Here is a 13893-nt window from a genome sequence, read left to right as displayed (position 1 = left end):
AAGTAAAAAAATCATTCACATCCTACCCAGGAGATGCCATGCCCCGCGTCAGAGCACCAGAATTCCCCGGAAACTACCCCTGGCTGAACACCGAAAAACCTTTATCCATTGAATCCTTAAAAGGGCGCGTCGTCCTCCTCGACTTCTGGACATACTGCTGCATCAACTGCTTGCACGTCCTGCCCGACTTAAAATACCTCGAACAAAAATATAAAGATTCCCTCACGGTTATCGGCGTGCACTCGGCTAAATTTGAAAACGAAAAAGAAGTAGAAAACATCCGCCAAGCTATCCTCCGCTACGATATCGAACATCCTGTAATCGTTGACAGCGGCATGAAAGTTTGGCAAAGCTACGCGGTTCGCGCTTGGCCGACTTTAATGGTGATCGATCCTGAAAGTTATGTGGTCGGCTTTGTTTCTGGTGAAGGCAATAGAGAAGCACTTGACGAGTTAGTTGGCAAGTTAATTGCTGAATACAAAGATAAAAATGCACTCAAGTTTAAACAACTCAGTTTTAGCTTAGAAAAACAGCGCAAACCTGTATCAACACCGCTGGCTTTTCCCGGTAAAGTGCTGGCATTTGCGATCGCTGCAACGGAGGCAAAACAGCTTCACCAACAGGTCGCGCTTTTGGGCGAAATGACTCAGGAAAATGAATCTGTAGATGAAACTGTACTGCCCGGGCCTGCTAATTCAGTCATACAAAACTTAGTCGGTTCTTGCTTATTTATTGCCGATTCCGGCCACAATAGGATTGTTGTCAGCACCCTTGAAGGTGAGGTGCTGCACGTTATCGGTAGCGGCAAACCGGGTTTAACTGATGGGGATTTTGAAGGGGCTGAGTTTTTTGCACCTCAAGGTATGGCTTTTGATGCGGAAAGTCAAATTCTATATGTTGCTGATACGGAAAATCATGCTGTCAGAAAGATTGATTTTACGACTCAACGGGTGGAAACTGTTGCTGGTACGGGCGAACAAAGTCACGAAATTTCACCCCGCAGCGGCAAGGGTTTAGAAACGCAATTGAATTCGCCTTGGGATTTAGAAAGAGTTGGAAATAGACTTTTTATTGCAATGGCGGGTTCCCACCAAATTTGGGAAATGCAGTTAGACACTGGTACGATCGCCACTTATGCGGGTATTGGCCGAGAATCCTGTGTAGACGGGAATCTTGCAGAATCTGCTTTTTCTCAGCCCAGTGGCCTGTCTACGGATCGATCGGAGTTGTTTGTTGCTGACAGCGAAATTAGTTCGATTCGCGCTGTGGGTATTGATGAAGACCCGAAGGTGCGTACAGTCTGCGGTAGCGGTGAATTGTTTGGTTTTGGGGATAAAGATGGTCGCGCTGAGGAGGTAAGGTTGCAGCACTGTTTGGGTGTTGAATACGCTCAAAATTACCTCTGGGTGGCTGATACTTACAATCACAAAATTAAGCGGATCGACCACCGGGGCGGTACGTGCAGAACAATGATTGGAGATGGTAAAGCAGGTTTGGTTGATGCTAAAGGTCTCAAGGCTCGATTTTTTGAACCTTCAGGGTTGAGTGCGATCGGGCCTCATTTGTTTGTTGCTGATACGAACAATCATGTAATTCGGAGAGTTGAGTTGGATACGCTGGAAGTCACAACTTTGGATTTCCCCAGTTTGTGCGCCCCGGATGTTTGTCTTCCTGATTAAGTCGATCGACCTTTTTTACTTCAGGCAGGGTTCTCAATTCTCGTGATTGCCAGATTGATTGTGTTAAAGTAGGGTGCTATTCGGCGCACCTTACCACAATTTTCAAGCCAAGTAAGTTAACCTAGCACGCAGAAACCGGTTTTTTTACCGAATCTGCGGCCTACAACAGGTCTTTTCGTAAAAAAACCCGGTTTCTAAACAATCGTGCATAAGTCTTATGTGGTTAATTCAATGGTGAGTTAACCCGCGATCGCCAGTATTAAATAATCACAAAAATCTTCGCCCAAATCTAAAATTCTGAATAGCTCAGCAGCCGCACTATTTTTTCATTATCGTTCAATTCGCCGACAATTCGCCGCACGGGTTTCGGCCAGATTTTAATCAAAGTAGGAGTTGCTGAAATCTGATCTGCCTCAGCTTGTTCTGGATGTTTCAAAACATCAATTACTTTTAAAGTGTAGGGACGATCGAGGCATTGCTCTAAGAACTGGTGTAAAGTTTCGAGGGTGCGTTCGGTGGTGGGGTTGCTGCCGGAAACAAACAGACGCAAAACGTACCCTTGAGTTTGTGGCGGTGGGGTAAGTGTTGTTGCTTTGGGAAGCCGAGTCTGCTGCGATTGCGGAAAGCCCAAGGGAGTTACTATGGAATTGCTCCAGTCCGATCGAGCTTCGGGGCTGGCATACTGTACAACTAAGTCGTGATTTTCCCAAAGTTCGGGGAATTGTTCGTGATAAGTAGCGATTGCCATCGGTTCGCACATTTCTTCGCTGCGGGGATGCCACACTAAGTCGCCAGTCCCAAAAATGGCGTTCAGCAGCGTTTGATGTCGCAGCACGGGGGGGTAAGCCTCGGCAGCAAGCCGCACCTGCCGATCGCCTGGATCGAGCCAGCAGTCAACGGTTGCCGTGTAGCAAGGTATCAGAAAATGCGGGGGCTCCGACAAACCGAGGATCTCCTGTAGAGCTACGCACAACTGCAAATGCCACCGAGTTTGCTTGTGGGGGTCTATGCAATAGATTAAGTCTCCCCCTGGTGTAAACAGCGCAATGCCTTTGAAAAATTCTGGCAAAATAGGGCGATCGACTTTCAATTCAGTACACCAATAAAAGTTAACAGTTAACAGTTAACTGTTAACTGTTAACACTCGACCTTTAGACTCGACCTCGCAGCATCTGAGCCATTTCGTTCGGGAACGGCGAGTTCTCTACACAAAGTTCTTCAGTAATTCGACCTTCTTGATAAAGACCGTAGAGCGACTTATTCATCGTCGTCATGCCTTCATAAGTATCTTTGATCATGATTTGATTGATTTCCTCATTCTGCCCCTTCATAATGTATTCCTTAACCACGTCGGTATTGATCATAACGTCGTGGAAAGCAGCCCGCTTCCCGTCTGTGGTTTTGCACAGCAGTTGAGCAATAATCGCCACTAGGGATTCGGAAATTGAAACCCGTATGGCATCCTGTTCTTCCGCCCCGAACATATCAAGAATCCGGTTCAGGGTCTTAACCGCACTGTTTGTGTGCAGGGTTCCTGCAACTAAGTGACCGGTTTGAGAGGCTTTGAGGGCGATTTCCACCGTCTCTCTGTCCCGAATTTCTCCTACTAGCAGCATATCCGGGTCTTGTCGCAGAGCGCCTTTGAGAGCGCTCATAAACTTGAGGGTGTGCCTGCCGACTTCCCGGTGCTTAATCAAGGATTTTTTGCTTTCGTGTACGAATTCTACCGGGTCTTCGATCGTGATGATGTTGTAGGCTTTAGTCTTATTGATGTAGTCGATCATCGCGGCCAAGGTGGTAGACTTACCCGAACCTGTCGGCCCTGTCACCAAAATCAGCCCTTTGTGGTAGCCGCATATTTTCCTAAATACCTCCGGCAGTTTCAATTCCTCCAGTGTCAGGATTTTGGAAGGAATTAGCCGCAGCACCATTGCCGGGCCGGCCAAGGAGTCCATGCAACTGATCCGAATGCGGACGAACCCGAAGTCGAAAGCGCCGTCAAAGTCTAGGGTTTTTTGGAAAATTTCAATTTCTTCATCGCTCATGCACTCGCGCAGCCAGCCAAAAAACGTATCTAAATCCGTCGGTGGATAGCCGATGTCGGCAATCTCGCCGCGGGTGCGGAAGCGGGGAACTTCGTTTACTCCGAGGTGAAGGTCGGATACTCCTTCTTCTTTGGCTCGGATTACTAGCTCTTTCAAAGTCGGAGCTCCGCCGCTGCTAGTGCTCGGGCCTTTAGGTGTGGCGAAGGATTGCGAGGCTGGTGCTGGTGCCGGTGGCGCTGCTGGTGCTGGTGCCGGTGGCGGTGCGGGTGGGATTCCTGCTGCTCTGGGGGGCATTCCGGGAGCAGGAGGGCGGGGCATTCCGGGTGGTGGGGGGGCTCCGGGTACGGGCGGGCGAGGAGCGGGCGGATGCTGTTGTGTCATATGCGCTACCTTAAGTTGGTGAGAAGGCTGACTCGAACAGATGATTTGTGGGAGTTGAACAATGCCGATCGCCATTGTGCGCGTCTTGCACAAAAGCTTAACTGTTGTACTCAGTCTATCCTAAGAGGGGGTCGTAGTGCTGCACGACTGAGGAACTCTTCTGCCAATTGGAGGATGCGATCGCTCTCGATATACGCCCTAATATGGATTCTCCACATTTTTGTATAATTTTTTTTAAGGAAAAGAGTTTTCCGCAATCTAGCAGTATAAATTGCTACTTTAGTCAAAGATTAAGGAATTAAACCGATGAATTCTGTCGATCGGGCTTTTACTCCAGCTTTGGAGTTGGCGGAGTCGATCCGCACCCTGGAAGTGTCGCCTTTAGAAATTGTCAATTTGTACTTGGAACGGATCGATCGATTAAACCCCGAGCTGGGCAGTTATTTTACTGTAACGGCCGAGCGGGCGATCGCCCTGGCTAAATCTCAAACCGAAAAACTAGCTGGGTTAAACAAGCCACAGGAATTGCCACCTTTTTTCGGAGTGCCGATCGCCATTAAAGACTTGACACCCGTTACCGGCGTTCCGTGTACTTACGGCGCTCAGGCTTTGCAGGGTAACATCTCTGCCTACGACGAGTCAGTAGTATGGCGGATCAAAGCAGCGGGATTTAACATTCTGGGCAAAACAGCCACCTCTCAGATTGGCTCGTTACCTTACACCGAACCAGAAGGTTTCCCGCCCGCCCGCAATCCCTGGAATTTAGACTATACGCCCGGAGGTTCCAGCGGAGGCTCAGCGGCGGCTGTAGCAGCGGGATTGTGCGCGATCGCCCAAGGTTCAGACGGCGGCGGTTCGATTCGAGGCCCAGCTTCCTGCTGCGGTTTAGTCGGCATTAAACCGTCGCGGGGGCGAGTTTCCTGGGCACCTGTCGGAGATTACCTCAGCGGCATTTCTGCCAACGGCCCACTGGCGCGCACTGTAGCTGACGCCGCCGCACTTTTGGACGTGATGTCAGGCTACACAACAGGCGATCCGTACTGGCTACCCGATTCAAATCCGACATTTTTAGAGGCTTCCCGTCAAGAGTCGGGCAAACTGCGAATTGCGTTTTCTACGACGATTTCCCCTGTGGGCGAGGCTGCGCCTATCTGTCAGCAAGCGGTACTCGAAACAGTAAAATTATTGACAGATTTGGGTCATGATGTCGAACCTGGATGCCCGGATTTTACGGGTTTAATCGAACCGTTTATCGCTATTTGGCAGTCGGGGGCGGCTGCAAGCGGCATTCCCGGCCCTGCTTTGGAACCCATGAATCGCTGGCTGTTAGAACAAACTATTTCCGCTGGGGAATATTTGCGGGCAGTGAATCAAATGCAGGTGATTTCACGGCGGATTGTGGGATTCTTTGAAAAATTTGATGTGTTAGTTTTGCCAACTTATATGCACTCGCCAATCCGGGTTGGAGAGTGGGCGGATTTGAGTTTTGAAGAAACTTTGCAGCGCATTATTAATTGGGTAGCTCCTTGTCCGCCGTTTAATGCTAGCGGTTTGCCTGCGATCGCACTTCCTGCTATTTTAGATAACAACGGTGTACCCGTGGGAATTCAAATTATCGGGCGGCCCGCGGCGGAAGCAACTTTAATTGCTTTAGCGGCGCAGATGGAAGCGGCGAAACCTTTCCCGGTTTTAGATTTTAAATAGAAAAGAGCAAGGGATAAAAGCACGTCTCCCTTTTTTAGGGGTATGCCAAATCAGGATTTGTGTGCGGGGAACTAGAAATCTGGTTTTTCGCATAAATTTCTATTGACTGTTGACCCCCTCGCATCCAGGATACCCGCCCCCGGATTCATCCGTCCAGAAATCAAAAACCTCTATCCGATAAAGGATCCCCCGAATTGATCTCGCGCAAGTCAATGCTTCAATTCTAAAATCTCAAATCTCAAATCTCAAATCTAAAATCGATTGACTGTTTGACATTTGAACAATATTGATGCAACGGCAAACGATAGGATTGAGAAAGGGGACAAATTTCAAGTTTAATTTGGGTAAACAAATATAAAACACTTCTTAATGTACTTGACATTTTGTGGAAAAACGCTAGAATCTTTTCAAATTTCTTCCCGATGGCGGGTGTAGGTAAAAAAATAGCTTATGTTTAACACAGCAGGACTGTCTGGAGAAAATCAGAGTCTGGGAAATGTTGCGGGTGTTTCACCGGAAATACTAGACTTATTTGGCAGTAAGTTCGATCGCTTAAATCAGATCGGCCCAAGCGCCGTCGGCGATACCAATATTTTATTTGATACCAGCTACCATTTAACTCAAAAACCCGATTTGCCTGCTGCTGCGACTGGTAGTGCGATCCTCTACGAGGGCTTCGCTAACGACCTTTTTGGCCCATCCACCGACTTCGGTCTCCCATCGTCAGTAAGCGACAATATTAAATTTGATAGTAGTCTAAAATCCCCGACCGCTACCTCCACTCAAGGTGAGATAGACGAATTGACAGGCATGGCTTTACCTGTTGGTGAGCTCTCCCTATCCCAAACTTCTTCCCTATTTCCTGATGAAAACTGGGCTTTCAATTTTAAAAATTACACCATCGAACACCAAGGTTTAAACACCCTCAACCTCAAAGTTGGTTACGGGTTAAAACCGGGAATTACCCCGAACGAATATCCAGATTTTGTTCCCATTTACCAAAGTATTGATAATTTCCTAGTTAACTACCCGAACGAAACAGATTTCTGGGAAATTCTCAACAAAAATTTGACGGAAAAGGTGCTAACTGAAAATCCGGTACTGACAGATGTTACGATTCAACTGGAAGTTTTGCCAACGGAGATATTGCCCTACGATCGCGCCAGTACAGTTTTCCGCAGTCAATCGGGCAGAATCACAGAAGATTGGAATTTTTCAGTCAAAGACTACGCAATCAATCACCAAGGATTGAACAAGCTCAATCTCGATATAGATTACCAGTACAAGCCGGAAATCGCTGCCAATGAATATCCCGATTTTGTGCCAATCTACAATAGCATTGATAACTTTTTAACCACATATCCGAACGAAACTGATTTTTGGGAAGTTGTCAATAAAAACTTGACTCAAAATATCCTCAACGAAAATCCTGCCTTGGCGGCAATTAAAATAGATTTCAACGTTCTGCCAAGCCAAACCTTGCCCTACAACCGCACCAGCAAAGTTACTCGCACTCAACCCAGCAATCCTCAAGGAACTTTCCTAGTTGGCAACAGCAGGGGAAATAATGTACTTCGGTTTGACGGCAGTACCGGCAATTTTCTAGGCGAATTTATTCCACCGGGAAGCGGCGGTTTGTCCAATCCAGATACGATACTTTTTGGGCCAGATGGAAATGGCGATGATAAGTCGGACATTTACGTTACTAGCGGCGACAAGCCCGGAAATTCGGGAGAACCGACAGCATCGGCGGTATTGCGGTATGACGGAATTACTGGCGGATTTATTGACAAGTTTATCGGCGATAATCCGAACACGGCGGTCGATGAAACTGGCGGATTGTTTCGCCCTTACGGTTTAGCTTTTGGCCCTGACGGTAATTTTTATGTCAGCAGTTTTTTGAGCGACCAAATTCTCCGATATAACGGCAAAACAGGACAGTTTATTGATGTATTTGCTTCGGGAAATCAGCAAGCGGGAGGATTGAATGGCCCGAACGGTTTACTGTTTGCTCCTGACGGCAATTTGTACGTGACAACGCAGGGGAGTGTTGCTCGCAACGGTCAACCAGATTTTAGCGCAGGTTTCCCCAGTCAGGTGCTGCGTTACAACCCGCAAACCCGGCAGTCAAGTATCTTTGCTTCGCCCGCTCCTTCGCCTCGGAGTCAGGGATTTGCAAGTCTTTTGGGAATGGCAATCGGGCCCGGTGACGGCGACCTTTATGTCAGCGATTTTGCTAACGATATCAGGCGCTACAATTTAACAAGTGGGGAATTGGTCAAGGTTTTATCTACCAATTATACTGACACTTCCCCCAGTAGCAATTATGTAGGTAGTTTGGCTTTTTCGCCGATCGGCAATTTGTTTGCAGTTGGCTTTGACAACCGCGCTAATGCTAACGGTGCCGGCGCTGTTTTGCGGTATAATGGCAAGACTGACGAACCGCTGCCAATATCGGGGAATCCTGGGTCGAGTAACAGTTCTATTTTTGTCCCTCCCGACAGCAAGCTACAGCGTCCAATAGGAATTGCTTTCTTTCCGTCCGATGCTCAACTGACGCAGAAATGGAATTTTACATTGGCAAATTACCCAATTAATCATCAAGGGTTAAACAACCTAAATATTGATGTAAATTATCAGTACCAAGACGGGATTCAAAATTATGAATATCCTGATTTTGTGCCGATTTACAAGAGCATTGACAATCTTTTAGTTAACTACCCGAACGAAACAGATTTTTGGGAAATTGTCAACAAAAATCTAACCGAAAAAGTGCTTGCTGACAATCCGGCAATTTCGTCTGTGACGGTTAATTTGGATGTTTTACCGACGAACCGATTGCCTTACGAGCGCAGCAGTACCGTTACTCGCACTCAAGATGGTAAATTAGGCGAAGCGTGGGATTTCCAAATTCCTAATTACTCGATCGATCACCAGGGTTTGAATAACCTCAATATTGATGTCAAATATCAGTACAAACCAGGAATTACGCAGGATGAGTATCCCGACTTTGTGCCGATTTACCAAAGCATCGACAGTTTCTTGACTAATTATCCCAATGAAACGGATTTTTGGGAAATTCTTAATAAGAGTTTGACGCAAAAGCTGCTAGCCGAAAATCCGACTTTGGATGCGTTGCAAATTAATCTGGAGGTTTTGCCGACTAACAGATTGCCTTACGAGCGAGCTAGCATTGTGTCACTCGCTTAAGCCTACCATTGAAAATTAGATGGAAAAATCTTGACAAGAAATACATACTTAGCTACCGTAAGGGTAAGGTTAAGTACGTTGCGTAGAAACCCGGTTTTTTCGTGTCCAAGACAAACCCATTTAAACTGTCTGTTGTGGTGAAAAACCCGGTTTTTTAAAGAAACCGGGTTTCTGAATTAGACCGAGTTTACCAAAGTTCATTTTGGGATATATGTCTGTGTCCCGCTGCATTTGATACCTAAATAGTGGTGGACGCAAATAGGATAAAAAACCAGGTTTCGGCGTTAAAGTCGATCGCTCACAACCTGTTATTTTGACTCTTAAGCTGGTTTTTGTGCCTTCACTGAAAAATATAATTTTTTATCTGAGTTCGTGCTGCGCCCAATTTCTAGTCAGCCAACCCATATTTTACCAATAAACCCAGTTGCTCCCGCCCAGTCATACTTAGGAAGGAGAATTAAATAACTTCCACTCTTGAAAGTGGGATGGGCTCTTATAGCCCGTCCACTCATGACGGGCTATAAGAGCCCATCCCACAATAACAATTAAAATTATAAGTTATTTAATTCGCGATCCTTATTACCAATTACGCTGTAAAATATTGAGAATACCTCTTTAGATCGATAGACATTTTGATTATTTCCTTTTAAATATGGTAGCAGTTCGCTGCCAATATGTAGGGTAAAAAATTTATGTTAACTTCCGGGCCAATTACCGCCCCCGTTCCCGTTTTCCTGGTTCTTTTAGCAATCATGCTACTCGCGCCGCTGGTATTTGAGCGCTTGCGACTACCGGGAATAGTGGGTTTAATTATTGCTGGCGTAATTGTCGGGCCCAACGGTCTCAATTTGCTGCAACGAGACGCTACTATTGTTTTGTTAGGAACTGTAGGATTGCTGTTTTTGATGTTCCTAGCGGGACTGGAAACTAGCCTTGACGATCTCAAACTGAATGCGGACAAAGCTGTCATATTTGGGCTGGCTACTTTTTCGCTACCGATGATATTGGGGACAGGGGCTATGCTGCTGTTGGGATATAGCTGGCTGGCTGCAATTTTAGTCGCTTCTTGTTTCGCTACGCACACGCTTTTAGCGCTGCCAATTCTCACAAAATTGGGATTGATGCGAACTCAGACTATTACTGCGACTTTGGGCGGGACTTTAATTACGAATGTGTTGGGACTGTTGGTGCTGGCTATTGTTGTCAAAGCTTACAAAGGAAATCTCACTCTCGAATTTTGGCTGTTTCTCATTCCATCTCTTGCTATCTACACTTTTGCTACTTTGTGGGGCGTTCCCAAAATCGGTCGCTGGTTTTTTAAGAAATTCGGACATGACGAAAATGCCGAATTTATATTTGTATTAGCAACCCTATTTCTAGTTTCTTACGCAGCAGAACTAATTGAAATTGAGGCAATTATTGGTGCATTTTTATCGGGGATTGCCATTACTCAAATTATTCCCAAAATGAGTCCGCTGATGAATCGGATTGAGTTTATTGGCAATACGCTGTTTGTGCCGTTTTTTCTGATTTCTGTGGGGATGTTAATTGACCCGCTAATTTTAGTGAAGCAGCCGCAGTCTTTGTTGGTGGCGGCGGTGATGATTTTAGCCGAGGTGGTGAGCAAGTTTTTGGCAGCTTGGCTACCGGGGAAATTATTTCGTTTTGAGTTTCCCAACATTATGGTAATGTTCGGTCTTTCTGTTGCTCAAGCTGCTTCTACTTTGGCGGCGATTACGGTTGCTTTTGAGATTAAATTGGTCGATCGCGTAACGGTGAACGGCATCATTGCCATGATTTTAGTAACTTGTGTCGCTTCTCCTTGGATTGTATCTCGGTGGGGTCAAGAAATGCAGCAGCCGGGGTCGAGTTTGCCGGCTGCTACTGCGGGAAAGCATTCATGGGGAGAACGAGTTTTAGTGCCTGTTGCTAATCCGAATACGGAAGATAATTTGCTGCGTTTGGCTTTGATTTTAGCAAAAACATCTCAGGGAACTTTGCTGCCGCTGCATATTTTGTCCGATCGCGGCGAAGCAATTTCGCCTTCCGATAAAATGCAGCAAACTCAACTTTTGACGGCTGCGGAAACTGTCGCCCATGCCGCTGCTTGTGCGGTAGAACCGATCGCGAGGATAGATGATGCGATCGATCGCGGAATCCTGCGGAGTGCAACCGAACGCGAGGCTAGTTTAATTGTTTGCGGTTGGAAGGGATTTTCCACAACTCGCGACAATTTTTTTGGCAGCATCATTGACACAGTGATCCGGCGATCGCCCGTACCCGTACTGATTGCTCGATTTCCCGATCCTCTCCAGAATACAGCCAGAGTTATTTTAGCGGTAACTGAGGGCGAGTTGACGCAGTTTGGATTTCAGGAAACCGTGGATATTGCCAAGAGTTTAGCCGAGGAACTCAAGGCGAGTTTGCAAGTGTTGTTGGTGGCGACAAAACGGGAACAAAGCAACAAAAGTGCAGCGGAGGTGGAAATTCTCTCTGAGATACCAGTAAATCGGGCGCGGGGAAATTTTATCAAGCTAGTTTCGCAGAATTTGTTAGAACACGATTTGCTGATTTTAACAACAATTTCTCAGCAACAAAATTTGTGGGAAAAACCGGGAACCCTCAAAGAACCGGAAGCGATCTCCCGGGCTCACCCAAATATTTCGATTCTTGTTGTTTATTTTCCTGTATCTTGAGGAATATTTTAACCGCAAATTATGTTATGAATCTGCATTCATCTGCGGTTAATATTTAATCCTAATCCATCCGATGCAACCGTCCATGAGATAACTAACTCGCGAAGTTTGTACTTTTTCTGCTGCAGGTTAATATCAAATCCGTAAATACCGACACTATTCATCTCTCTCTTCTCTTCCTGGGCGCCCTCTGCGCCCTCTGCGGTTTAAGCATTCAAAAACAACCCGCCTAAAGCCCGGGCGATCGCACTTTTCCAAACAAATTTCGCTCCCACCCCGATGGAGGCAATTTCTCGGCATCTAGGACAATTTCTCGGTATCTGGGAGAATTTTGAGAATATGGTGATCTATCCTCTCTAGTTCAATAACGTAAAAATGAGCATCAGACCAAATTTCAGATGGTTTTCTTCAGTGGCGAGTGTTTTGGGTTCGATTTCGATTAATCCTTTCAGCGGCGCGACATCCTCTGCAAAAGCTGCAGAAACGGTTGTTGTCCGCAAAGGTATTTTAGAATCGTCAATATCGGTTGCGGATTTGCGCGAACTCGCAGAAACAGGAAAAGTCCCCGCCAAACTGCAAGCTTATGCCAATCTCCTGTCTGAGGAACAGCGGAGTAAAGTTTTTCGGGCGCTGCAAGCGAAAATTCCCCTAAATGCAGTCGGCCTGAGCAACTTGCTAAATACGGGCATCGGCACTGCCATCCTGACGGATTTGACTACTGTGATACCCAGGCGCGACGGTGGGGGTGTGGAAGCGCTGCGAGCCGCTCTGGTGCAGGGAGCAAAGGCGCCGGAAGGCTTATCGGTATTGAGCTTCATAGAAGCTTATCCCAGCTCGCGGGTAGTGGTGGATCTCGATCGAGCTTTCGCAGTTTTGGGAAATATGAACGCAAGTTTTTGGCAAACTCAGCGCTTTATGGCGGCGATCGCACCTCAGTTAGCAGCGGTTAAACCCGCGTTTAAGCTGCCTTTCGATCCCGCCCAGCGGGGCCCTAATGTTGTCCAGGTACGGGCGCTAGATTTGAACGATAGCGCCCGCAATCGACCTATTCCCGTTGATGTGTACTGGTCGGAAGCTGCGACAGCCGACAAACCGACGATCGTCTTTTCTCACGGGTTGGGTTCCGTCCGCACGGATTTGCGCTACTTAGCCGAGCATTTGGCGTCTCACGGCTATGTGGTAGCAGCTTTAGAACATCCCGGCAGCAACGAGACTAATACCAATGCTGCGATGGCGGGGGAGTGTCCGTTGCTAGCTCCTCAAGAGTTTTTAGACCGTCCCAAAGACATCAGTTTTGTACTCGACGAACTGACAAAATTGAACCAAACTGATGATAACTTCCAGGGGAAAATTGCGATCGACCGATCGGTAATAATTGGCTATTCTTTCGGCGGCGCCACAGCCTTGTCCGTGGCCGGCGCCGAACTGCAATTGAGCGGACTCAAACAAAGGTGTCAGGGGGATTTGATTGGGTTCAGCTTGGGCGAAGGCATTCAGTGCGCGGCGGCCGGATTGCCGGAAGAACGGTATCAATTGCGGGATGGGAGAATTAAAAGGGCGATCGCCATGAATCCGATCGCATCATTACTATTTGGAGAAACTGGTTTAAGTAAAATCAAGATTCCCACCTTAATAGTAGCATCTTCTGCAGACAAAACAACTCCCGCCTTAGCCGAACAAATTGCCGGCTTTCCAAAAATTCCATCTCCCAAATGGCTAGTTGGTTTTGTAGGAGGAACCCACTTAAGCGTCAAAGATCCCAGTACAACTTTACACCAAGTTCGGAGACCTAGCACAGTAATTACCGGCGATGAAGTTGTCGGCGACCAAGCTGCTAGCATACGCAATTATATTAAAGCTGTAAGTTTGGCTACCGCCGCTCAACTAACTGCCGAAGCTGACAAATATGCAGTTTTTCTAACACCAGAATACGCGCAATTTGCTTCAACACCGGCAATCCCGGTGCGGCTAGTAACAGAAATTTCCCCGGAAATTAATACAGTCGTGCAAACTTTTATTCAAAGGAATAAGTAGTGATTAGTGATTAGTGATTAGTGATTAGTGATTAGTCATTAGTTATTAACTAATACGATCTTCGGTCGTATCGGCTCAATAAGTAGGGGTAGCAGAGAAAAAAAAGTAAGCAGGATACACAAAGTGTTGTAAAATAGGACACAT

At 46.8% G+C, this 13893-nt stretch carries 7 protein-coding genes; 5 read left to right on the top strand and 2 right to left on the bottom strand.

The window, feature by feature from the left end; genetic code table 11:
- Positions 1-38: 38 nt before the first annotated feature.
- Positions 39-1679 (top strand): thioredoxin-like domain-containing protein, encoded by a 1641-nt coding sequence (locus QUA50_RS19035; RefSeq protein ID WP_333265869.1) that lies wholly within the window; start codon positions 39-41, stop codon positions 1677-1679.
- Between the two features lie 289 nt (positions 1680-1968).
- Here the strand turns inward: QUA50_RS19035 and QUA50_RS19030 are convergent, their stop codons facing one another.
- The gene (locus QUA50_RS19030) at positions 1969-2769 is read right to left on the bottom strand and encodes a circadian clock KaiB family protein (protein ID WP_333265867.1); all 801 of its coding nucleotides are present in this window, start codon (positions 2767-2769) and stop codon (positions 1969-1971) included.
- A 61-nt stretch (positions 2770-2830) separates the two neighbouring features.
- Positions 2831-4105, bottom strand: coding sequence for a type IV pilus twitching motility protein PilT (locus tag QUA50_RS19025; RefSeq protein WP_333265935.1), 1275 nt, complete (start codon positions 4103-4105; stop codon positions 2831-2833).
- A 306-nt stretch (positions 4106-4411) separates the two neighbouring features.
- On the opposite strand from QUA50_RS19025, the gene QUA50_RS19020 reads away from it, so the two are divergent.
- The 4 genes from QUA50_RS19020 to QUA50_RS19005 all read left to right on the top strand — a co-directional run bounded on the left by QUA50_RS19020 (position 4412) and on the right by QUA50_RS19005 (position 13749).
- A complete protein-coding gene (locus tag QUA50_RS19020; RefSeq protein WP_333265865.1) occupies positions 4412-5809 on the top strand; it encodes an amidase in 1398 nt (465 codons plus the stop codon).
- Between the two features lie 450 nt (positions 5810-6259).
- A complete protein-coding gene (locus QUA50_RS19015; protein WP_333265864.1) occupies positions 6260-9019 on the top strand; it encodes an NHL repeat-containing protein in 2760 nt (919 codons plus the stop codon).
- A 692-nt stretch (positions 9020-9711) separates the two neighbouring features.
- On the top strand, positions 9712-11715 hold the full coding sequence (locus QUA50_RS19010) for a cation:proton antiporter domain-containing protein (protein WP_333265863.1): 2004 nt from the start codon (positions 9712-9714) through the stop codon (positions 11713-11715).
- 375 nt (positions 11716-12090) lie between these two features.
- Positions 12091-13749 carry an alpha/beta hydrolase gene (locus QUA50_RS19005; protein ID WP_333265861.1) on the top strand — a complete coding sequence of 553 codons (1659 nt, stop codon included), beginning with the start codon at positions 12091-12093 and terminating at the stop codon, positions 13747-13749.
- Positions 13750-13893 lie beyond the last annotated feature (144 nt).

The organism is Microcoleus sp. M2_D5, assembly GCF_036701935.1.
Lineage (GTDB): Bacteria > Cyanobacteriota > Cyanobacteriia > Cyanobacteriales > Microcoleaceae > Microcoleus.
Note: the sequence above shows the minus strand (reverse complement) of the source record. Positions and strands in the feature narration are given on the sequence as shown.

Excerpts from the sequence above, each read along its gene's own strand:
- QUA50_RS19035 (WP_333265869.1), top strand. The coding sequence starts at position 39 with ATGCCCCGCGTCAGAGCACCAGAATTCCCCGGAAACTACCCCTGGCTG.
- QUA50_RS19015 (WP_333265864.1), top strand. The coding sequence starts at position 6,260 with ATGTTTAACACAGCAGGACTGTCTGGAGAAAATCAGAGTCTGGGAAAT.
- QUA50_RS19005 (WP_333265861.1), top strand. The coding sequence starts at position 12,091 with ATGAGCATCAGACCAAATTTCAGATGGTTTTCTTCAGTGGCGAGTGTT.
- QUA50_RS19020 (WP_333265865.1), top strand. The coding sequence starts at position 4,412 with ATGAATTCTGTCGATCGGGCTTTTACTCCAGCTTTGGAGTTGGCGGAG.
- QUA50_RS19010 (WP_333265863.1), top strand. The coding sequence starts at position 9,712 with ATGTTAACTTCCGGGCCAATTACCGCCCCCGTTCCCGTTTTCCTGGTT.
- QUA50_RS19025 (WP_333265935.1), bottom strand. The coding sequence starts at position 4,105 with ATGACACAACAGCATCCGCCCGCTCCTCGCCCGCCCGTACCCGGAGCC.